Origin of the sequence: Mycoplasmopsis hyopharyngis (assembly GCF_045276885.1) — a bacterium.
Taxonomy (GTDB): Bacteria; Bacillota_I; Bacilli_A; order Mycoplasmatales; family Metamycoplasmataceae; genus Mycoplasmopsis; species Mycoplasmopsis hyopharyngis.
In genome coordinates this window covers 817,808-841,497 of the sequence record NZ_CP174164.1, presented here as the reverse complement: position 1 = coordinate 841,497, position 23,690 = coordinate 817,808, and the positions used below count along the sequence as shown (strand labels likewise).

Genomic DNA, 23,690 nt, shown 5'->3' with positions numbered 1-23,690 from the left:
AGACCACCCAAAAAATTAGGGGTCTTTTTTTCTTAATTAACTATTTTATAGGGAAATAGGAAAGAAAACAAATATGCAAAATTTACTTATTTGTTATTTCTTTTTTAATTTTTTTATTTTATTTTTCTAATTTTTCTTTTGCATCTAAAGTATCTTCATTACTTGAAGTTTCACCATTTTCATTATTATGTGTTGTGCTTTCAGTGCTTGTTGGAGAACTGTTTTCAGGATTAGTATTTTGATCTTTTTCAGTAGAGGTTTTATCTTTTAATTCCGATTGATTTTTCTCGTTAGTTGTTTTTGGTGTTTCTATTTTTTCTTCTTTATTTGGTTCATTTTTTTCACTATTAGAAATTGTTGAATCGTTTGAATTTTCATCATTTGTTGCATTGGGTTCTTTTTGTTCTGAGACTGAACTAGATTTTCCATCATTAGAATTTACTTCTGGTTGTTTTTCTTTTGGTTGTTCATTATCAATGACAGAAGTTTCATTTTCTTTTTTAGGTTCTTCTTTTTCTGTAGTGTTTCCTTGATCAATATTTTCTTCACCGTTTTTCGGATTATTAGAAGGTTCCTTGTTTACTTCAGATGAATTTTCTTTTCCATCTTCTTGTTCTTTACGTGGTTGATCACCTTGTGGTAAATCTTTATTTTCTTCTTCTTTTTTATTTTCGTTTGAAGAATTTTTTTCTACATCTTCTTTTTTAGAATCTTCTTTTTCTTTTTTGTCTGTAGATTGATCACCTTGTGGTAAATCTTTTTGTTTATCAGAAGTAATATTTTCTTCTTTCTTATTTTCAATTGTTTTTGTATTTTCTTCTATTTGTTGTTTAGCATCAGTAGTTGCTTTTTTAATTGAATCAATTTCTTCTTTTGATAAAGTTTTACCTGAAGCCACTTTAGATTCCATTTCTTTTAGTTTAGAAATAGTTTCAGTTAATTTAGTACTAATATCTTTAAAATTATCTTTTTCGTTTACATTTTTCAATTGTGCTTCGGCTTTAGCGATCACATCTTTAAGACTTGCTGAAAGTTCTGTGTTTTGTTGAGTGTTGTTTTTTACACAATTTTTAGCTGACATAGGAGCAATAGCAATAGTAGCTGCTACAAGTCCTAATCCCATAAATAATTTAGATTTTTTTATCATCAAATATCGATTTCTCCTTTGTGTTTTTTCTATATTTTATTAATATTATTCATACTAACGAAAAGCATAATAACAACAAAACAAAAATAAAAATTAAAGAAAAATATTTTTTTTGATTTTGACCAAAAACGCTATTTTATAGGTGAATTCATTAAAAAAATAAGGTCATTTTGACAAAACAAGGAAAAATTAAATATTTTTTTGACCTAAATTTTCCAAAATAAATAAAAAACCCTTTTTTGAGCGAAAAAAGGGTTTGAATATAAGTTTTTGGTTTTTTAGAAATTAATAATCTTCGTTTTCCATATTTTCATCTTCATATGAATCATCATATGAGTTGTTTAAATGGTATTGCATTGTATCTTCTTCATCTAAAGCAAAGTTATCTGATATTTCATATCCGTAAATGTCATCACCAGAAACAGGGAAGTTTTCTTCGTTGTTTTCTAATGATTTTTTAGAAGCTTTACCAAAGAAGTAATTTTTAGGATCACGAATATCGTATTTACCTTTTGCTTCGTAATCGGTGTTTGTACCAGCAGGAATCTTGTGTCCTAAAATAATGTTTTCTTTTAATCCTTCAAGGTAATCGGTTCTACCTGAGATAGAAGAATTAACTAAAATTTTAGGAGTTTCTTGGTATGAAGCAGCAGCTAAGAATGAGCTTGAAAGTAAAGGAATTTGTTTTGCTCCTTTAACTTTGATTTCTCCGTAAGGAGGACGAAGTCCTTGAGCAAGCAATTTAGCTGATTCATTTTGATAGGTTAAGATATCAATTAATGAACCAGAGAAGAATTTAGAATCACCAGGGTCAGTAATTAATATTTTTGATAATAATTGACGAATAATAATTTCAATATATTTATCAGAAATAGTAATACCTTGTAAACGGTAAAGTCTTTGAATTTCTTTTAATAAGTAGTTTTGAACTGCTCTAGCATCAGCTACTTTTAATAATTCATTAAGGATAATTGGTCCATTAACAATTTTTTGTCCAGGAACAACTTTGTCACCTTCTTTAACTCTAGCACGACGATCAGCCTTAAATACATATTCTTTGTTTTTAGGTTGATTGTTGTCATCCATGTACTCAATAGTAACTCTTGTATGTTCTGAATGAGCAGCGCTAGGAGAAATAATTGAAGAAATTGATTTTACTTTTCCGTAATGTTCAGAAATAATAGCAGGTTTACCTCAAGGTGCATCGTAGGCATCGATTAACTCGATTAAACGACCAAAACCACCAGTAATATCTTCAACACCAGCAACCCCTCCGGTATGGAAGGTACGCATGGTAAGCTGAGTACCAGGTTCACCAATTGATTGGGCAGCCACAATACCAACTGCTTCACCAATGTTAACTACTCTGTTTGATGCTAAATCTTTTCCGTAACATTTCTTACATACACCATTTCTAGTATGACAAGATAAAACAGAACGAATTTCAACTTCTTTGATATTGCTTTCAGTAATTTTGTTAGCAATTTCAGAAGTAATAAGTTCATCAGCTTTTACTATTAATTTATTTTTAATATAAATATCTTTATTAGCAAAACGTCCTTCAATTCTTTCTCTTAAAGTTTCAATTACTGAATTAGTTTTAGTATCAGTAATATCTTTAACTTTAAATCCAAAGTCAGTTCCACAATCTTCTTCTCTAACTACAATCCCTTGAGCAACGTCAACTAAACGACGAGTTAAATAACCAGATTTTGCAGTGTTTAAAGCAGTATCGGTAAGACCTTTACGAGCCCCGTGAGTTGATGAATAAAATTCGTAAGCAGTAAGTCCGTCAAGGAATGAAGACTTAACAGGAATTTCAACAGTGGAACGAACAACACGATCGTTAGAAGCATCGGCTTTTAAAGTTTTGGTGTTGTTGTTCATCAAACCACGCATACCAGCTAACTGAACGAAGTTAGATGAATTACCACGCGCACCAGAGGTGAACATCATAAATAATGGGTTATCTAAGTTAGTTTTGGTAGTAGTTTTTAAAGATGATTCAATACTATCTTTAATAGATGACCATTTATTAATGGTTAAAGTATATCTTTCATCATCGGTTAATCAACCTTTGTCAAAGTATTTCTTTAATTGTTCAATATATTGATCACCAGTTTTAATTTTTTCTTTGGTTTCGGTTGAATCCACATTAATATCATAAATAGAAATAGTAGTACCTGATCTAGTTGAAAATTCATAACCTAAATCTTTAATTTGGTCAAGAATGTTTGCTACGATGTGAGTATATCTAAATCAAACATTTTCTAATAATTCTGCATAATCTTCAATAAATCAATCAACATCTTTTTCAGTAGCATTCTTTTCTTTCATTATCTTAGCTAAGATTTTTTCGAATTCTTCAGTTAAGATTTTGTTTAAGATGATTTTGTGTGAATAAGTAATTTTATTACCAGCGTAATCTAACAATTTAGCACAAGCTTCTTCTTGCTTGGTGTAATTGGTATGATCCATGTGGTAAATAATTTTAGCAATATCTTCTTTGGTGATTACTGCTACGTATTTGTCATAAACTTCACGAATAATTTTAGCAACGTCTTTTTTAGTAAGTGCTAAATTTAAAGGCATATTAGCAATATGTTTAGGGAAATCTACCCCCCATTGGTAACAAGTAGTTTTCTGCTTGTTTTTTATCGCCTGAAGTGTGGATAATTTCTTTTTCCACAACTTTTTCAATATTACCTTCATTATCAGTTTTGATAGTTTTTTCTACATATTTACCAAAAATAAAGTCAAAGGTATTTGGAAAGACATTATTCAAGATAAATTTACCAGGAGTAGAAATAATGTACTTGTGTTCAGGACTAATTAATGCGGTTAAATTAGTTTTATTAACTGCGCTAATAGGTAAAACAACTCTAGTATGTAAAGTAATGATGTTTTCTTCATATGCTCTTAACATTTCATCATATGAAGCAAAATATCTTCCTTCACCCTTAGCACCTTGCTCTGCATTTTTTTCCATGGTTAAGTAGTAAATACCAAGGATCATATCTTGTGAAGGGTTAATAATAGGGTCACCATCTTTAGGCCCTAAAATGTTTTTAGAAGCTAACATTAATTCTCTTGCTTCTCTAACTGCTTCATCACTAATAGGAACGTGGATAGCCATTTGGTCCCCATCGAAGTCAGCGTTAAACGCGGTACATACTAATGGGTGTAATTTAATAGCTTTACCTCTAATTAATACAGGTTCAAAAGCTTGAATTGATAAACGGTGTAATGTAGGAGCACGGTTTAATAATACTGGTCTAGTTTTGATTGCTTCTTCTACATAAGGTCAAATTAATGGGTCAAGATTTTCAATTGCTTTTTTACCAGCTTTAATTGAATTAATATTATTGTTAGGTGCTTCAACTAGGGCTTTAATAATTCATGGTTCGAATAATTTAGCAGCCATTTCTCTAGGAACACCAACTTGGTGCATTTTAAGTTTTGGTCCAACAACAATAACTGAACGACCTGAATAATCAACACGTTTTCCTAAAAGGTTTTGACGGAATCTACCTTTTTTACCGGTTAATGCGTCAGAAATTGATTTTAATAAACGCGAGTCTTTTGAAGTAACTGGATTAGGTTTTTTTCTAGCATTATCAATTAATGAATCAACTGCTTCTTGAATCATACGAAACTCGTTTTGTTTAATTAACATCGGAGCATCGTTCTCATCTCATTTACTTGCACGGTTGTTTCTAATGATAATACGACGGTAAAGTTCGTTAATATCACTAGTTGAGTGTCTTCCACCATCTAGTTGTACTAATGGACGTAAGTCAGCGGGAATAACTGGCAAGTCATAAATCAACATATCGGTTGGTGATTGTTTTGATTTAATAAAAGCATTAATAACTGCTAAACGTTTGTATAGCTTAGTTCTTTCTTGTGTTTTAGAAGCAGATAAATTTTCTTCAGCATTTTTAACTGTTCTGTTAACTGAATCAATTTCTTCTTGAACTAATTTTGCTTCTTGTTCTAAGTCAATGTGTTTTAATAAGTATTCAATAGCTTCAGAACCGGTTGAAATTTTAGCATCTGAATATTCGTGAATAATTTCATTGTATTCATAAAAGTCAATTCCATAATCTTTACCCATTTTAGAAGTTGCATATTCTTGCAATTCGGTTAAAGCTTCAGAAATAACTTCATATTCTTCAGTGCTTGAATCAAAACGATTTCTTAATTCGATTAAAGCATCTTGGTAAATAACCCCAGCTTCAGAAATATCAATAATTGAGTTTTTAGCAAGTGATTTTAAACCACCATTTTCTAAAACGATGTGACTTTTGTAGTAAATTAATTTTTCTAAATCTGCCTTAGTAACAGTTTTGTTTGAATTTGCAACTTTAAGTCCTAATAATTTAGAAATAATAGAGTGATCTATTTTAAAGAATCAGAAATGAACAACAGGATGTTTTAAATGAATGTGTCCCATTCTACTACGACGAGCAATCTTTGGTAAAATGACTGCATCATTTTGTGCACAAGCATATGTTTTTACACATTTAATGTTTTCGTCACTTCTTTTATATTTTGTACCACAAACTGGACATTTGTAATCAGTTGTAGGCCCAAAGATTAATTCATCAAATAAACCTTCTTTTTCAGGTTTATAGCTTTTATAGTTAATGGTTTCAGGTTTAGTAACTTCACCAGAAGATCATTCACGCACATCTTTTTGTGTGGCTAGCAATAAAGTTATTTTGTTAATAATTTTATTGTTTTTTTCTTCATTATTCTTCATCCATACCTCCATCTTTTACATTATCAAAGTATTGTTCATCTTCTTCTTTTTGAACGTTTTCTTCTTCAACTTCTTCGGTAATTAATTTCATACCTAAACCTTTAAGTTCATAACTTAAAACGTTAAATGATTCAGGAATACCAGGTTTTGGTAATTCTTTACCAGAAGCTAATGCAGAATAAAGTTTGTTTCTTCCTTCAATATCGTCAGATTTGTAAGTTAGAATTTCTTGTAAAACGTTTGTAGCACCATAAGATTCCAATGCTCAAGTTTCCATTTCCCCAAATCTTTGTCCACCATTTTGTGATTTACCACCTAATGGTTGTTGAGTAATTAATGAGTAAGGACCAACAGAACGAGCATGCATTTTATCATCAACCATATGGTTAAGTTTTAGCATGTACATAACCCCAATTGAAACCGGTTTATCAAATTTTCTACCGGTAATAGGATCAATTAGATATTGTTTTCCAGAAGGATCGATACCTGCTTCTTGTAAAGCATCAGCAATTTCTTCTTTTTTAACCCCGTCAAATACAGGAGTAACGTATTTACAATTTAATTTTTTAGCAGCCATTCCTAAATGTAATTCAAGAATTTGACCAATGTTCATCCGAGAAGGAACCCCTTGTGGGTTTAACATAACATCAACTGGTGTTCCATCTTCTAAGTATGGCATATCTTCTTCAGGCAATACGATTGAAACAACACCTTTGTTTCCGTGTCTTCCTGACATTTTATCCCCAACTTTGATTTTTCTTTTTTGAGCAATGAAAACTTTAACAATTTTGTCAATGTCATCTTCTAGAACATCACCATTTTCTCTGCTTAAGATTTCAATGTTAATAACAGTTCCATTATGACCGTTTTTAACTTTTAATGAAGTATCTTTAGCATTCATTGGTCTTTGTTGTAAGATTGCTGAAAGTAATTTTTCTTCTTGTGAAGGGTTTTCATCACCTTTTGGTGAAGTACGACCTACCAAAACATCACCAGGAACAACTTCTGAACCAATTCTTACAATTCCGTGTTCATCTAAATTACGAATTGCATATTTAGAAACGTTAGGAATATCAGCAGTTAGTTTGTCATCTCCAGCTCTTGAAGTTCTAAATTGAATAATTTGTTCTTCAATGTGAATTGAGGTAAACACATCGTCTTTAACTAATCTTTCGTTTAAGATAACAGCATCCTCATAGTTGTATCCGTGGTAAGTAGTAAAGGCAACTAAAACATTTTTACCTAATGCTAATTCTCCATCTTTAAATGAAGGACCATCAACAAGTAAGTCACCTTTTTCAACTCTTTGACCTACTTTAACAATAGGCTTTTGTGAAATAACTGTACCTTGGTTTGAACGTTGGAAAATTCTTAATTTGTATGTAGTTACTACATCATTTTCTTTTCTAATTTTGATCTTTTGACCATCTACATATTCAACCACACCAGCGGTTTCAGCACTAATATTTGCTGATGAATATTTAGCAATATCTGCTTCAATTCCAGTAGCAACAAAAGGTGCTTCAGTAGTAATTAAAGGAACAGCTTGACGTTGCATGTTAGCACCCATAAGTGCCCGGTTAGCATCATCATTTTCTAAGAAAGGAATAGCACCAGCAGCAATAGAAGTCATTTGTTTAGAAGCAACTTCAATATAATCTACATCTTTTGAAAAAGCAACAACATAGTTGTAATTTTGTCTAACAGTTAATTTTTCATCAATAATTTTGTTATTTTTATCAACTCTAGCAGTTGATTGAGCAATATTAAATCCAATTTCTTCAGCAGCAGTTAAATAACGAACATCTTCGTAATCAACTACTCCTTTGTTAACTTTGTAATATGGAGTTTGCAATAAACCATATTTATTAACTTTGGTGTAAGTAGCAAAGTTTAAAATCAAACCAATGTTTTGACCTTCAGGAGTTTCAATAGGACAAATTCTTCCATAGTGAGTAGCATGAACATCCCGAACTTCAAATTGTGCGGTATCTCTATTTAAACCACCAGGCCCTAAAGAAGTAATTCTTCTTTCATTTGAAATTTCAGCAAGTGGATTAATTTGATCCATAAATTGTGACAATTTTGAAGAGTTAAAGAATGTTTTCATTTGGTTTGAAATCATTTTGTTGTTGATAACATTTTTAGGTGTAATTTTTTCTGGTTCTTTAGAACCCATTCTTTCACGAGTAGTTTTTTCTAATTTATTAACACCTAAAACAAATTGGTTTTGAATTAATTCTCCAACAGAAACGATACGTTTGTTTACTAATGAATCAGGATCATCATCTTGACCAATACCATCTAACAAGTTAAAGTAGTAGTTAATAGTTGCGATAATATCTGAAATAACTAAGTGAAGTTCTTTAGCTTTTGGATCATTACCAATAACTAAAACTGGTTCTTTATCAGATTCCATTCATTTTCTGTTTGGATAAACTTTTATTTTGATGATTTTGTTACGTTTTTTAAGTTCTTTGTTGGTTTCATCTTCTAAAAGTTTTCCGTACACAACATTGATATCAATTCCATCGATAGTATCAGGAGAAAGAATTCCTTCATTGAATAGTCTTTGAATTTCTAAAGCAGTAACATGGTCAATAAACTTACCTTTTTCAAAAAAGGTTTGTTCTTTGTTTTTAAGATCTTCTGCTAAATAAGTTCCTGAAATACGATCAACTAAATTAAGTTTGTTGTTAAGCATATGTCTACCAGTTAATGATAGATCGTATCTTTTCTTGTGGAATAGCATTCCTGAAATTAAGTTTGAAACCGCTTCGTCAGTTAAACGATCACCACGACGTAAGGTTCTAAATAAATCTTCTTGACAGTATTTAATGAATTCAGCTTTGCTATTTTTAAAGTTTTCAGTTTTCTTTTCACTTCCAATAGTTTTGATTAAAACTTCTGAATTACCAAATAATTTTCTAGCATCGTCTGCGTTAAAACCTAATGCACCTAAAAAAGTCATTAAGTTAACGTTTTTGTTTTTGTCAATTTTGATTTTTACCTTGTCAACATTTTGAGTAGTAACTTTATGGTAGATTTCTACTCATGAACCTAAACGAGGTAAGATTTCAACCTTGTTAAATAAGTCATCTGATTGTTTATTACGAACATTGGTTCCAAAATATGCGCCAGGTGAACGAATTAATTGTGAAACAATAACTTTTTCACTACCGTTGATAATGAAACTTGCGCCAGAAGTAATTAAAGGAATTTCACCAAGTAAAACAGTATCTGATTTTTGTTCTCCTGTTTCAATAACTTCGGTATAAAAATCTGCTTTTAATTTCGCAGAGTAGTTTGTTCCCTTAGATCTTGCTAATTTAATTTGGTCAAACTCATTCTTGTCATATTCCAATACAAAAGAGTGAGGTTTATAGTTTAACGAAACTTTTTTGTTGGTTGAAATAATTGGAAAATGTTCTTTTAGAACTTCTTCAATACCTTCTTTGATGAATCACTTAAAAGAATTTTTTGGGGTTTCCAAAAAATCAGAAACTGGTAAAGTATTCTTGGTAACAGAATAATCTCTTCGTTCTGTTATAGGACCATATTTACTAATTCTGTATGGGTATTTGTTAATATATGCCATTCCCTTGTCCTTTCTTTAGATTTGTATTTTTTCAAAAATAATGTAAAATATTGCTAAAAGCATTGCTTTAAAACTTAACTAAAAAAGCATTAATATTAATTTTGAATTAATACTAATTTTAATAAAGCATTATAAATTGTACCAAAAACATTTCTTTTTTGGTGCGCTATTTATAGCACAAAATTAAAAAAATAAATAAAATTATTTTTCTGAAAAAAGCACAATTTTTGCTCTTTTTGACCAGAAAAATGATTTTTTTAATTTTCGCATGAATACCGGTTAATTTTTTGCTGTAAAAAATTTTAAAAACACAAAAAATATTCTAAATTTTTTAAGTAATTTTTGTTTCAACTTTTGGGTTAAAAAAAAGCAAAAGAACACCTCATTTTTTCACTTTTAAGCTACTAAATTGACACACATTACATATGGAAACAAAAGCCCGTGATAACATAGTTATGCAAGCAAAGTTTTATAATTAATTCACTGATATTGGCGAATATCAAAGTAAGGTATAAGGAAGGAAAAATGAAGAAGAATAAGAAATGATTGTCAATTTTGTCAATCCCCTTTGTATTAGCACCAACAGCATTGGTTTTTGCTAGTGCAACATGTGTACCAAAACCAGCACCCAAACCCGTGGTTCCAGTAATTGACGAACAAAAAATTAAAAAAGAAATGGGTACAGCATTTTACAAAGTTGAATTGTCTGTAGCTGACAAAAATAAACAAGCTGCTGATGTTAAAGATGCAGATATTACTATTGATAAATATGACAAATCTATCTATGAAATAGTGATAAAAAGTAAAAATGTAGATCCAATTGATGAAACAATTTTAAAAGTAGAAATTGGAATCCAACACAAAGAAAGCAAGATAGTTTATTCAAAAACTAGAACATTTACTTTAAATGGATTTAAACCTAAAGAAATTACAGATCCAAATGAAAAAGCATTTTATGATTTTGTTGCAACTCTAAAGTATAAATATGCTGAAGATTTAACAAAACTTGATGCTGATGAAATCGAATTAAGCAAGGTAACTATCACTGATAAAGATGGTGGAGCTTTATCAAATGAATACAAAGTGTCTAACTTAATTTTTGAAAATGAAAAAGCAAAAGAAGATGATTACAACAAAGGAAAAAGATCAATAATTTTTGAAGTTTCTAAAGACAAATTTACTAAGAAAACAAGAATAACTTTAGAATGTCATAAGAGTAACTTTAACGCAATTATTAATCAAAGAGAAACAGCAAAGACAGACTGAACTTTTATTAATGATCAAAAAGCATTAGATGCTATTCAAGTATTATCATTGGAAGCACCTTTATTCTGAGATTTTAAAGAAAAGGCTATCTTTGACAAAGTTCACACAGATAACACAAGAGTTAAATTATTTACTCACGCAGATTTTGCTTTTGGTACAAGATTCTATGATCTTAAATTAAATAAAAAAGATGGTGAATTACAATTTTCATTTGTTTTAGGTTTTTACAATAAAAACAAACAAACAGGTGTTGTAACTGATGTTAGAGATTTAAAAACTACAACTATTAATCCAATAAAGATTAATGAAATAGTTACAAAAGAAAAACTTAATGCTTATGCAGAATCGATTAAAAATCAAATTAAATATAAAAATGTTTCAGAAGTTGAGTTAAAAGACGCAACTCAAGAAGGAGTTGAATTACCTCAGAATCCTAAATATGAAATTGAAATTAAAAAAGTAGAGCCTAAATTGAGTGAAGGAAAACTAGTTGTTTCTTATGTATGTAAGGCAAGTAATTTAACTTCTAATGTTTATAAAGCAGATATTACTGGATTTAAAGCAAATGCATTAACTGATGAATTTACTAAATTTGAAGTTAAATTTGTTGGAGATATAGCTGGTGTTTTAGCATCAAGTGTAACAGACGTAAATAAATTTAAACTTGTTAAAAAAGATGGCGCTCAAGATTATACATTTGAAAATGGAATTACTGCTACAAAGAAAATAGTAGAAGGCTCTGCTAATGACATTATTGGTTCAATTTCTATTGAAGTTACTCTTACAAAAGGTTCAGATACTGTAAAACACATATATGAAGTAAAAGGATTTCAAAATACAACCACTAATGTTGACTCATTAGCAAATAAAGTTATTATCAATCTTAAAGATCATGAAGAACTTAAAAAATCATTAGCTTCTGCTGTTCAGGGGGAAAGCGTTCAGTTTACAGGCCTTTCTGAAGATGAAGAAGCATTAGTAACAATCAATCTTAAAGATTTAAAAGCAAATGACCCAGAAGGAAAATTAACAGTTACTGCTATTGTTACACTAAAAAGTGATTCAACTTTTAAAGAAATTACAAAAGAATTTGAAGGTTTCAAAAAAGATTCTGCTGTAGCACCAGCAAATATTAAATCTGAAGAATTGTGAAACGCATCTAGAACTGGCAAATTATTAAAAGTTACAGGAACTCAAGAAGAACTTAAAAAAGAAATTGAAGATTTTTTAAGCGGAAGCGGGAATAAAATTATTGCTGCTGTTGGTGGAAAATTATTAAAAGGAAAGAAAAACGGCCCATTATTTAAAGGAGTAGAAATTTTACCAGAATGTAAAAGTTTTACTCTTACACACTCTAACAAAAAAACTTTAGGGAATTACGAAGGTACATATAATTCAAAAACATATGGTTTCACAATTGTGAAAGAAAATAATAAATATTATTTTGGTTGAAGATGTTTAGACATTAATAACAACCCAATTGATGAGGCACAATTCAAATTTGAAATTTGTAACGCTTAATTTTTTCTAAAAATTGTACAAATTTAAAAGCAAAGGCATTATAAATGTGTCTTTGTTTTTTTTGTGAAAAAATATGTAAAAATGTTTTCACAAAACGCTCCTAAATATATAAAAATATAATTTACTTTGTATAAATTCATTTAAAAAAGGATAACAAAAAACGAACATGAAGAAAAAAGGGAGAATTATTCTACCATTAGGTGGAGTAGTAATATCTTTAACAGCTGTATCAGCACTTTCAGCTAGTTGTGCAGGTCTTACACAACAACAAGTTGAAAATCAAACTGAAATATTATTTACAAAAACCATTGACAAATTAGCACAATTACCAAGTGCTATCACAAAAGAAACATTAAAACCAAAAGTTAATATTGAAAATGGAAAAGTAAAAGAATACTCAATTACCACAAATGATGCTGAGGGTAAAATCATTGTTAAAGTAGTAGTTGAAGTAAAAGGGAAGACTTTTACAATTCAAAAAGTATTAGAAGGATTTAAGAAAAATTCAAATCCTGCTGATGAACCTATTGTAGGTGAAAATGATGATGAAAAATTAGCAAATCTTTTAAAGAAAGTTTCACTTAACGTTTCAGAAGGTTCTTACTATGAAACTGTAGCAAAAGGAAAAACCAAAGTTAAACAAGGTAATAAATGAAATGAAGTAGAAAACAAAACATTTGTTCACTTAATTATTAAAGGTACAAACAACAAATTTGACCAAGCATATTTAACTTCTGCTAACATAAAATTAACTGTTAAAACAAACATTACTTTTGATGACGATTCAAATACAATTTTTGCTTCTATTGAATATAAAACCTCTACTGGTGAAGATAAAAAAGAAGAAATTAAAGTTGTTTTACAAAAAGCATTTACAGATGAAATAAAAGAAAAAATCGCTAATTCAATTGAACCAAAAGTAAGTAAAGATAAATCTTGTTGAACAATTACAGAAAAAGAAATTGAAGTTCCTGAATTTGAAATTGAAAACAAAAACTTAGAATACACCGGTTTCTTTATTGGTTATGAGAAAAAAGAAGGTAAACCAAAATATCAAGAATCATTAGAATTAGCTAAAAAAGGTGAAATGCCTTTAGTGTTCAAATTTAAAGACAAAGCTATTTCCGATATTACATATTATGTAACTAAAACAATAAAAGGTTTAAAAGCGTACCAAGAAGCTCAACCTGGTGAAGAAAATTCACTTGAAGGATTGGCAAAAGCTAATAATTTATTTGTTTTAGACAAAAATGATGATTCATATAATGAAGCATTACAAACAATAAAGAGTAAACTATCTGATAAAAAGAAAAAATGAGGTTATATAATAATTTCAAAAGAAGGAATTAAATTTGCGGGAAAAAGAGCAGATGCTGAAGCAGCTCCTGTACAAAAATTCCTAAAAATTAATGATAAAGCACCAGATAACTTTGTTCAAAAAATCAAAGCATACACCAAAAAAAGTTCACAGACCGCTTTATATTTTGAATTAGAAGAAGGCAAAGTTGTTATTAATTTTTCAATCACTGGAAAACCAAATGATGGCGACAAATACACCTGTAAATTAGAAGAATAATCACTCCAAAAAAGAAAAAAGGCCATTTTTTGGTCTTTTTTTAATAAAAAATTAACTTTTTGCTATAATCATAACAATATGTCTTATATGTGAAAGGATAAAAAATAATGTTACAAGATGTAAATAAAAAGTATGTTTTTGAAAATATCGAAAACAAAAAAGGTGTATATCTTTTAGTGTTTCATGCTTTATGATGTGGTCCATGTAGAATGTTCAAAGAATCATTAACTGAATTAAATGAAAAAGAAGGTATTGAAGTATTAAGGGTAAACATTGACGAAGAACAAGAATTAGCAAGTGAATTCAAAGTTAAGTCAATTCCAACTTGATTTATTTTTAAAGATGGAAAAATAGTTGAAAAAGCTATGGGTTACCTAACATATCCAGAGTTAAAAAAGAAAGTTTCTAAATATTTATAGTTAAATATTAAACAACACTAGTTAAATTAAATTAGCTAGGTTGTTTTTTTATTGTTGTAAAGTTTTCTTTTTATATAATTAAGTTAATATGGAAACCAAAGAAAGACTAACGTATTTTTTAGATTTAGATGGAACACTTTTAGATAAAAGAAATAGTCAAATCATTAGTTATAAAAATATAGAAACAATTAGATTTTTACAACAATATGCTAATGTAGTTATTTCAACAGGTAGAAATTACACTGACCCCAAAGTGCAAGCAATTATTAAATTATTAAACATTAAAGATGTAATTGCTTCTTCAGGTGCAGAAATTTATATTGATGGAACATTAGTTAAAAAGTATTCTATTGATGAAAAAACAATTAGACAAATTAGAATTTTTGCTTCTGCAGCAAAAATCAGTTTTGTTAGTTTTCACAATCAAGGTGATAGTTTTTATTCATCTAATCCTTTCTTTTTGGCATTAGCAAGAAGATTTGCTAAAAAGAAATTCTTTGAAATCAAACACCATAATGATTATGAAGAAAATGAAGAGGTGTGAAAAATTTCTTTTGTTATTTCTAAGTTATTTACAGCAAAATCTTTATTAAAAAAAATGAAATTGTTTTTTGATGATAAACTAAATTTAAATTTAGCTTCTAATAATTTTGTTTTAGAAATTACAAACATCAAAGCAGATAAAGGTTTAGCTGCTTCTACATATTGCAAATTTAAAGGTATCAATTTAAGAAATACAATCCACATTGGCGATTCAATGTCTGATTTATCTACTAAAGGCTATGTTGGCAAACTAATAGCAATGGGTAATTCTTCAAAAGAATTAAAAAACAATGCTGATTTTGTAGGACCAAAGTTTTCTAAAGCAGGTATTGCTAAAATCATTCAATGAAGTTTAAATATTCCTTTTAAAAAAGAATTCAAACAAGATAAAAAAGATTTGAAAAAAATCAAAAGTACTCTTTAATTAACAAAAAAGCACAATTGAGTTTGTGCTTTTATTATTGATATTCTTTGGTAAAGTCAAGAATTAAATTAGCATCTTTATTTCTATATAAGATTTCAATAATGCTATTGATAAATGGCATTTCTTTTGCTAGATTGTTCGCTTGAATAATTTCATTAATTATTTGAGCGGCATGATAACCTTCAACAGTGTTTTTGTTATCTTGTAAAGCTTTTGTTAATCCTTTTTCAGCAACTTGTAATCCAAAGGTATAGTTTCTACTTTTAGTTGAAGAACAGGTTAAAAAGATATCGCCAATTCCAGCTAATTGGAAACCAATGTTATCAGCATCATTTTTTTCTTTGTGAAAAATGTTTTTGTATAAAAAAGCAATTTCTTTAACACCAATAGATAATGAAGCAGCAATAGTATTAGAAAAAGGGAAAAAATAACTAACAATACCAATTCCTAAAGCCAAGACATTTTTTAAAGCAGCAAATAATTCTGCTCCTTTTTCATTATTGGTTATTACCAATCTAAAAGTATCATTATTAAAAATTGAACAAATTCTTTCAAGAAATTTTTTGTTTGGACCAACCACATTAATCATGGTTAATTTATTATGAAAAACTTCAATAGCGAAAGAAGGACCAATTAAAGTACAATAATTATCTAATTTTTCTTGTAATTCATCTTTGATAATATCAGAAAAGAATTTTTTGCTTTTAGCTTCAATTCCTTTAGCAACGTTGATGATGTTAATTTTTTTATTGTTAGGAACTAAATTTTTTACTAAATTTAACACTTCAACCACTGCTGAAGAAGGAACAGCAAGTAAAATATCATTGGTTTGAGATATTACTTGTTCAAGATTGTTAGTAGCACTTATATTACGATGGTTAATAAAGTTAGTATCTTCGAAATATCTAGTATTTTTACCCATATTGATATCATCAATTTCGCTTTGGTTAATTCCTCACATAATAACTTTATAATTATTTTTAGATAAAACATTTGCTAGTGCTGATCCTCATGCACCAGTACCTAAAATGGCAATTGTTTTTTGTTCTTGACCAGAGAATTTTTTATTCATAATATTCTATTATAAACATACTAATAAAAATACAATACAAAAAGCACCAAAGTAGGCAAAAAAGAATAAAAAAATGTCAACAGACACAACACTTCTCAATGTGGCTGCTGTATTTCTACCCTGACCAGGTTATGAGGTTTTTGTTCTATTGACATTTTGATTATATCAAAATAATATATTACCAATTTTATTAATTTAATATAATATACCTTATATGAATACCAGCGAAAATAATGTTGATAAATTAGATAAACCATTAAAGACCAAAAAAGCAGTTACATATAAAGATATCGTTTCTAGAACAGGTGCTTCAATTGGGACTGTTTCTAGATACTTTAATGGTGGATATGTAAGCAAAACAAAGAAAGCATTGATTGAGCAAGTTGTTAAAGATTTAAATTACTACCCTAATCATGGTGCAAGATTAATTAGAGGTAGAGATACCACAATTTTTGTAATTGTGCCTGAATGATTTGAAAATTCATTTACTCAAATAATGAACGGTATCGACTCAGATGCTAGAAAAAAGAGTTTAAAAGTAGTAACCACTTATTCAACTAATGATCCAAACAATTACATTGATACTATTAAATATGTACAATCTTGAAAACCAAATTCTATTGTATTGTTCTTGCCTAAAAATTATTATCTAGTAGAAGAATATTTAAAAAATAACCCAATGGAAATTCCAACCATTATTTATGGACACCAAATTGAAGGTTATAGTAGTATTACTATCGATTTAGAGAAATCATTCTATGATTTAACCAAAGAATTTATTCCTTTTGTGGAAGAAAAACAAAAAATATTGATGATCTTAGATACTAAATTAGATAGTGATAGTATGAACATTAGAAAAAAAGGTTTTCTAAAAGCTTGTTTAGAACACAATATGGATTATGAAATCTATACTTTAAATAGTAAAAATTCACTAGAATGTAATTATTTATTTAAAAAAATAACCAATGAAAAAATTACCAACATTGTTTGTTCAACTCATGATACCTATATTAATTTAGCTTCTTCAGGAATGAAGAACTTAAGATTGACTGATATTGGTTTTGCTTCAGTATATGATAGAACTCATAGATACAAAGCAAAAATCTTTATTGATTATGCTCTAATTGGTTTCTATGTTCATAGAATGATTCAAACCTATCAAAAAGAAAAAATTACTGAAAATAAAGTAGTTAAGCCAGAAATTATTGTAAATAATTAAACATAGTTGATAAACACTATGTTTATTTTATTATTTGAAAATAAGGAGACAAAATGATTAAACTAGGTTCACACATTTCTTTTAAAGCGCCCAATTATTTATATGATTCAGTCAAAGAATCAATTGCCAACAAAGCCAACACTTTAATGGTTTATTTAGGTGCTCCACAAAATACCAATCGCGTTAGTGTTGATTTATACAAATATAATGAATATAAACAAGCTTTTGGTAACATCATACCTGAACAAGATATCATTGTTCATGCTCCTTATATTGTTAATCCCGCTAATCCTGAAAAACAACAATTTGCTATTGATTTTTTAATCGCTGAAATTAAAAGAATGAATTACATTAAAGCTAAATATTTAGTTCTACATCCAGGTTCATTTACTAAATGAAGCCCACAAGTTGCTTTAGATACCTTGGTTTCAACCTTAAAAGCAATTTTAAAAAACACACAAGATGTAGTTATTTGTATTGAAACAATGGCAGGTAAAGGTTCAGAAATTGGTATTAACTTTGATCAATTAAAATACATTTTAAATAATGTTAATGACCCTAGAATTCAAATTTGTTTAGACACTTGTCATCTTTGAGATGCTGGTTATGACTTAAAACAATATGAACAATTTAAAAAACAACTAATTGAATTTGACTTATTAAAAAATGTTAAAGTTATTCATTTAAATGATTCTAAAAATGAATTAAATTCACACAAAGATAGACACGCAAATATTGATCAAGGTTTTATAGGTTTAAAAACTTTACAACTTTTTGTTCATGATCCAGACTTTGATAACATTCCTATTATCTTAGAAACTCCAATTCCTGAACAAGGTCCAATATACGACCAAGAGATCCAAATGTTATTAAAAAAGTAGATTTAAGCGTCCTTAAATCTACTTTAATTAATGTTTCTTTAAAGTCTTTGCTGCTTTAGCACTTACTCTAAGTTTTGTTTTAACACCATTAATATTAATGGTAATTTTTTGTAAATTAACATTAAATTTTCTTCTTGAAGCATTTAATGCGTGTGAACGGGTATTTCCAAATTGAGGGCCCTTACCTGTTAATTGGCATATTCTTGACATTTGGTTCTCCTTTCATAATATAAGCTTATAAAATAATGTTTTAATTATATATAAAAAAATAAAAACCAATATGACTTTAAAAACTATTAATTGTTAATATATGAATTCTCAAACAAAATGTCACACCTTCAGGTTGAAACTTTAAACAAAAAAAGAGCAAACCTGTTCGCTTTTGCTCTTCTTACTAATTATTTAATAATTAGATTTATTATTCTAATGAATAGGTAAATATGACATTTTAAATTTAAAAAGGAGTAATAAAATACCAAAGTTTCGATAAAAGATTTTCAAAATAACAAAGTTGATTGTGGTGATTATCTTATTTTTCAAAAACAACCACCATATTAATATGTACGTTTTTTGTCAAAAAACAAAAAATTTTTTAAATATTTTTTTTATTTGTTATTCTCAAACAAAATGTCACTTTAAAAAATATCTAAATTTACTACTATAAATTGCTTATCTTGTTTAATTTTTTGAATATAAAAAACAATATGCTAAATATTGAAATTGTCTTTAATTAATAATGTTGTATTGATATAATTAAAAATATGAAAGTAGCCATTGTTGTTGATTCTGCTTGCGGGTTATCAAAAGAACAAGCAGAGATGTTAGGTTGAAATTTATTACCATTAAATATTGATATTGATGGTAAAAATTTTGCTGATGGAGTTGAAATTACTTCAAAGAATTTTTTTGAATTTTACAAGAAAGAATCTAAAGCCAAAACTTCTGCTTTTACATTAGGATATGCCGAAGAATTATTTACTAAATTGTCACAAGAGTATGACAAAGTTTTAGTTTATCCAATTTCGAAATACTTATCAAGTGCTTATTCAATGTTAAAAGTAGTTGCTGAAAATTTTCCTAAATTAAGGATTGTTGAATCGATTCAAGTTGCTCAATTAATGGTTTTTGATTTGCTTCAATTTGAAAACAAAAAAATTACTAATGAAGTTGAATTTGAACAAGCGGTTAAAGAAATGGAAAAAGGAGTTAGAAAGCAATCTATAACTTTAATTCCAAAATATAATGATTGTTTAGTAAAAGGAGGAAGATTACATCCAGCAGCTGCTTTAGTTGCTAAATTATTAAAAATTGTTCCTTTAATCAAATTCGAAGATGGACAATTATTAAAAGAAGGAAAAGGTTTAGTATTTACTAAATCAGTTAAAAAGATGCTTGAAAGTAAATTAGAATTATTTTCAACATTAAACGACAACAAAGTTGTAGTTATTTTACATTCTGAACCTACAGAAATACAAGAATTTGTTAATCATACAAAAAAAGTATTTAATTGTGAACCATTAATGTCTTATATCCCTTCTGTTGTTGCTATTCACACTGGTCCAGAAGCTTTTGTATGTATAGTTACTGAACTAGAGAAAGAAGTACAAGAAAAACTAAAATCAATATTTTAGGTTTTTCTTATTTTTTTAATCTTTTTTAAATGGAATACAAAATTGAAAATTCAAAGTTTATTGGATATAAATTTGAGAATATTGACAAAGATTTTATTAAAGAAAAATATAATGAATTTCTAAAAATTCATAAAAAAGCAAGACATATTTGCTATGCTGCGGTTTTAAAAAACAATAATGACATTCAAAGTGTTACTTCAAATGACGAAGAACCTAAAGGAACATCTGCTGCTAAAATCAGAGAAGTTCTTTTATTAAAAAATGTTTTTAATACAGTCATTTTCATAATTAGATATTATGGTGGCGTTAAGCTAGGTGCGAGCAGACTAGCAAGAGTTTATAAAAATGTTGCACAATGAACATTGGAGGAATAATGAAAAAAAGTATAAAAAAGTATTTAGGCGTAGGTACACTAGTTTCAATATTAGCTATACCTACCATTTCTATATCAGCATCATGTAAAAGAAAAAAAACAGACAATTTAGTTAATGCTAATATCAAAAAAGCAGAAGAATTGTTAAAAATTATTAAAGAAAAAAATAACACTGAATTAAATGTAGTACTTAATGACATTCAAGAATCTATAGGCGAATGAGAAAAATTCAGTTTCTTAGCAGAAACAGAAAAAGTAAAAGTTGACCAAAGATATAACAATCTTTATGGCGAATATTTTAACTACCGTTGATTCTATATGAATGAACCTAAAGAAAATCAACTTAAACAAATTGATAAAGTAACTGATTTTGCTAGCTATACAAAATATAAGATAATATTTTGAGAATACTCAATTGCAAAAATTAGTTCACAAAACTTCCCACAAGATAATTCATTAAGTGTAACTAAAGAATATTTAAATTACAAAAAGAATTTTTTAAATCACTTAATTGAAAAAGTTGAAATCAAATTGCAAGACTTTGAAAAAGTTCATCATGACATTTGAGAAATTAGACATTTCAAAAGAAATGATATCTATGATGTAAAAAACTTACCTGCTAGATATGGTTATAATGTTTTAGATGTTTATTACAATGACAATTCAAAAATAGAAGTTTCTTATTATATTTTTGATAAAAATAATGAAGAAATTAAGTCAAAAATAAAAACATTCGTTCTTCCTGACGATATTGAAAAAAAATATAAACCTGAATATCTAAAAATAGATTTTACATACAAGGGAAAAATGAAAGAAGTTTTCGACATTATTAGTAGTGTTGATTATCAATATGAAAAAGACAACTTTGCTCCTAATACAGAATTGAAAAAATATTATTACACTTTAGATATTAATCAAATTGTTGGATCAAAGAAATTTTACGTTTTAAGAGCAAACTTTTTCAATTATGAAACTAATGAATTAGTATACACAAGAAAATTCTTAAAATCATTAGATCCAACAAGTGAAACAACATTAAATGATTTAAAGACAAATACCGAAAACATTTTAAGAGCAATCGGTTTTGCAACTAAAAATCTAGAAAAAACTGACTTTGAATACAATTTTTACACCCCTTTATTTAAAGGTGAGTTAATTGAAACTGGTAAGCCAACAATTAAAGTAAAAGTTCATACAGAAGCTTTATTAGATGAAGATTGAAGATTTGAGACCCAATATATAGATGGTTGAAAATTTAGATTAACTTGAAGAGGAACACCTGTAGAAGGTTGAAATTCATTAGTTTACTAATATGCGTATAAATTCAAAATTTGAAGCTTGAAATGAATTATTAGCTATTCTTGAAGAGAATAAAATTAATTATTCCCTTTCAAAATATTCATTGTCATTTTTAAAACAAACAAATATTGCTTTCGAGAATAATTTTCAAATTTGCCTTTGATGAAAAGATTATCTTTTTTTAAAGAAAAAATTTCCTGCTTTATTTATTGATAATTCAATCGACAAATATCAAAACTCAATTCCAATTTTTAAGTTTAATAATGCCAAAATAATTATTCAAATCATTGTTGGCACTAGTGAAGAAAAAATATCTAAACTAAAACTAGCAAAACTATTTTCTAATGATTTAAAAGTTTTAGAAAACAAAAAAATACTTAAATGAAAATTTAATTCATTTATCAAAAAGCACAATATCAACGAAATTGTTGCTAATTTTAATCAAGAAGAATATAACTTCTTTATTTCAATTGGTGAAACTATAAATCATTGCTATTTATCAAAAAACTTACTATGAGGTGATGTTTCTGAAATTGAATATAACGGAATGCGTTTTAAAGTTTTTAACGATTATTTAAAATAAGGAGACCTATGATTAAAGAATTTTTAACCAAGAAAAATGACAAAATGTTGCTAAAAGCAACTTATGATAAAAAAGACAAAATAGTTGCTCATAAACACGGTTTTATTACTGAATTTTTTGACAAAAATGAGGCTATCATTTATTTGGATTCAAAAAAAGTAAAAGATTATTATTCATTTGCTAACGAAATTGAAAAACTAATTAAAAATTTACAAAGATCATATTTAGTTGATGTTGAAACATTTGTAAATGAAAAATTATCAATCCAAGAAGTAATTAGAGCATTTGTTTTAAAAGAAAAGTTTTTAACCTTTAATTTGTTCAATAAAAAGAAAGAACAAAAAGAAAACAAAGAAACCATTGATTTATTGATTAAAGACGAAAAACAAAAAGCATTATTTGAAAAATTATTAATTGTTGCTGATAACATTAATGAAACAAGAAATTTACAAATTATGCCTGAAAACTTTTGTAACTCAGAATACTTAGCAAATTTCATTGAAACTGAATTTAAAAAAGTTAAAGAATTAAAAGTTACTGTTTTAGACAAGAAAGCAATTGAAAAAGAACAAATGGGACTTTTATTGTCAGTTAACAAAGGTTCAACATATGAACCAAGAGTAGTTGTAATCGAATACAATGGTGATCCAGAATCAAAAGAGAAATTAGTTTATGTAGGTAAAGGAATTACTTTTGACACTGGAGGAGTAAATACCAAAGGATATCAAATGGAAGGAATGAAATTTGATATGTCGGGTTCAGTAATTGTTGCTCATGCTGTTAAAGCAATTGCTCAATTAAAACTTAAAAAGAATGTAGCAGCAATTATGATGATTACAGATAACAGACTAGATGGAGATGCTTCATTACCTGAAAACGTTTATACTTCTATGGCTGGTATTTCTGTTGAAGTAACCGATACTGATGCTGAAGGTAGATTAGTTTTAGCGGATGGGCTTTACTATGGAGCAACAAAATTAAATGCCACTTTATTAGTTGATGTTGCCACTTTAACTGGCTCAATGGTTAGAGCATTAGGTTCATATTATTCTGGTATTTATTCAACAAATGATAAGGCTTGAAAATCATTTGAACAAGCAGCACAAAGAGCATATGAAAAAGTTTGAAGAATGCCAATGCATGAAGATTTTCACGAACCTAACAAAGCTTCATTAGTTGCCGATTTAAATAACTACAACAATTCAGAAAAATCAGATTGTAATACTGCTGCAATGTTCTTAAAAGAATTTACAAATGACGTTGATTTCATCCATTGTGACGTCGCGGGAACCGCAGATATCAAGGGACACCCACAAGGAGTTTTAGTTTCAACACTAGTTGAACTAGCTTCAAAATAATATTTCAAATAACAT

The 23,690-nt window shown here is 28.1% G+C and carries 15 protein-coding genes, 1 other RNA gene and 1 pseudogene; 11 read left to right on the top strand and 6 right to left on the bottom strand.

Annotated elements, in window-relative coordinates:
• Positions 1-118: 118 nt before the first annotated feature.
• The 3 genes and pseudogenes from ACJA25_RS03545 to ACJA25_RS03535 form a co-directional block, all read right to left on the bottom strand.
• Positions 119-1,147 (bottom strand): hypothetical protein, encoded by a 1,029-nt coding sequence (locus ACJA25_RS03545; protein WP_406615427.1) that lies wholly within the window; start codon positions 1,145-1,147, stop codon positions 119-121.
• A gap of 285 nt (positions 1,148-1,432) precedes the next feature.
• A pseudogene (locus tag ACJA25_RS03540) lies at positions 1,433-5,912 on the bottom strand (DNA-directed RNA polymerase subunit beta').
• Positions 5,902-9,510: a DNA-directed RNA polymerase subunit beta gene (locus tag ACJA25_RS03535; RefSeq protein ID WP_406615425.1), complete on the bottom strand. Its 3,609-nt coding sequence runs from the start codon at positions 9,508-9,510 to the stop codon at positions 5,902-5,904. The pseudogene ACJA25_RS03540 and the gene ACJA25_RS03535 overlap by 11 nt, the downstream one beginning before the upstream one ends.
• A gap of 525 nt (positions 9,511-10,035) precedes the next feature.
• Here ACJA25_RS03535 and ACJA25_RS03530 point away from each other — a divergent pair.
• The 4 genes from ACJA25_RS03530 to ACJA25_RS03515 all read left to right on the top strand — a co-directional run bounded on the left by ACJA25_RS03530 (position 10,036) and on the right by ACJA25_RS03515 (position 15,259).
• Positions 10,036-12,297: a lipoprotein 17-related variable surface protein gene (locus tag ACJA25_RS03530; protein WP_406615423.1), complete on the top strand. Its 2,262-nt coding sequence runs from the start codon at positions 10,036-10,038 to the stop codon at positions 12,295-12,297.
• Between the two features lie 166 nt (positions 12,298-12,463).
• Positions 12,464-13,873, top strand: coding sequence for a lipoprotein 17-related variable surface protein (locus ACJA25_RS03525; protein WP_406615421.1), 1,410 nt, complete (start codon positions 12,464-12,466; stop codon positions 13,871-13,873).
• A 107-nt stretch (positions 13,874-13,980) separates the two neighbouring features.
• Positions 13,981-14,292, top strand: a complete 312-nt coding sequence (locus ACJA25_RS03520) for a thioredoxin family protein (RefSeq protein ID WP_406615419.1) — start codon at positions 13,981-13,983, stop codon at positions 14,290-14,292.
• 88 nt (positions 14,293-14,380) lie between these two features.
• Positions 14,381-15,259, top strand: a complete 879-nt coding sequence (locus tag ACJA25_RS03515; RefSeq protein ID WP_406615416.1) for an HAD hydrolase family protein — start codon at positions 14,381-14,383, stop codon at positions 15,257-15,259.
• Between the two features lie 34 nt (positions 15,260-15,293).
• Here ACJA25_RS03515 and ACJA25_RS03510 read toward each other — a convergent pair whose 3' ends face one another.
• Positions 15,294-16,331 carry an NAD(P)H-dependent glycerol-3-phosphate dehydrogenase gene (locus tag ACJA25_RS03510; RefSeq protein WP_406615414.1) on the bottom strand — a complete coding sequence of 346 codons (1,038 nt, stop codon included), beginning with the start codon at positions 16,329-16,331 and terminating at the stop codon, positions 15,294-15,296.
• Between the two features lie 65 nt (positions 16,332-16,396).
• Positions 16,397-16,491, bottom strand: an RNA gene (ffs, locus tag ACJA25_RS03505) — signal recognition particle sRNA small type.
• A 54-nt stretch (positions 16,492-16,545) separates the two neighbouring features.
• Here ffs and ACJA25_RS03500 point away from each other — a divergent pair.
• Both ACJA25_RS03500 and ACJA25_RS03495 read left to right on the top strand, forming a co-directional pair.
• A complete protein-coding gene (locus ACJA25_RS03500; protein WP_406615411.1) occupies positions 16,546-17,550 on the top strand; it encodes a LacI family DNA-binding transcriptional regulator in 1,005 nt (334 codons plus the stop codon).
• Between the two features lie 53 nt (positions 17,551-17,603).
• Positions 17,604-18,431, top strand: a complete 828-nt coding sequence (locus tag ACJA25_RS03495; protein ID WP_406615409.1) for a deoxyribonuclease IV — start codon at positions 17,604-17,606, stop codon at positions 18,429-18,431.
• A 27-nt stretch (positions 18,432-18,458) separates the two neighbouring features.
• Here the strand turns inward: ACJA25_RS03495 and rpmB are convergent, their stop codons facing one another.
• Entirely contained in the window at positions 18,459-18,641 is a 183-nt protein-coding gene (gene rpmB / locus ACJA25_RS03490) for a 50S ribosomal protein L28 (RefSeq protein WP_406615407.1), read from the bottom strand.
• Between the two features lie 551 nt (positions 18,642-19,192).
• Between rpmB and ACJA25_RS03485 the strand changes: the two genes are divergently transcribed.
• The 5 genes from ACJA25_RS03485 to ACJA25_RS03465 are packed head-to-tail and all read left to right on the top strand — an operon-like array spanning position 19,193 to position 23,675.
• Positions 19,193-20,062 carry a DegV family protein gene (locus ACJA25_RS03485; RefSeq protein WP_406615405.1) on the top strand — a complete coding sequence of 290 codons (870 nt, stop codon included), beginning with the start codon at positions 19,193-19,195 and terminating at the stop codon, positions 20,060-20,062.
• Positions 20,063-20,091: 29 nt separating this feature from the next.
• Entirely contained in the window at positions 20,092-20,436 is a 345-nt protein-coding gene (locus ACJA25_RS03480; protein ID WP_406615403.1) for a YigZ family protein, read from the top strand.
• Complete coding sequence (locus ACJA25_RS03475; RefSeq protein ID WP_406615401.1) at positions 20,436-21,746, top strand: hypothetical protein; 1,311 nt, start codon at positions 20,436-20,438, stop codon at positions 21,744-21,746. The genes ACJA25_RS03480 and ACJA25_RS03475 overlap by 1 nt, the downstream gene beginning before the upstream one ends.
• A gap of 1 nt (position 21,747) precedes the next feature.
• On the top strand, positions 21,748-22,317 hold the full coding sequence (locus ACJA25_RS03470; protein ID WP_406615399.1) for a hypothetical protein: 570 nt from the start codon (positions 21,748-21,750) through the stop codon (positions 22,315-22,317).
• An 8-nt stretch (positions 22,318-22,325) separates the two neighbouring features.
• The gene (locus tag ACJA25_RS03465; RefSeq protein ID WP_406615397.1) at positions 22,326-23,675 is read left to right on the top strand and encodes a M17 family metallopeptidase; all 1,350 of its coding nucleotides are present in this window, start codon (positions 22,326-22,328) and stop codon (positions 23,673-23,675) included.
• The last annotated feature ends 15 nt before the right edge of the window (positions 23,676-23,690 follow it).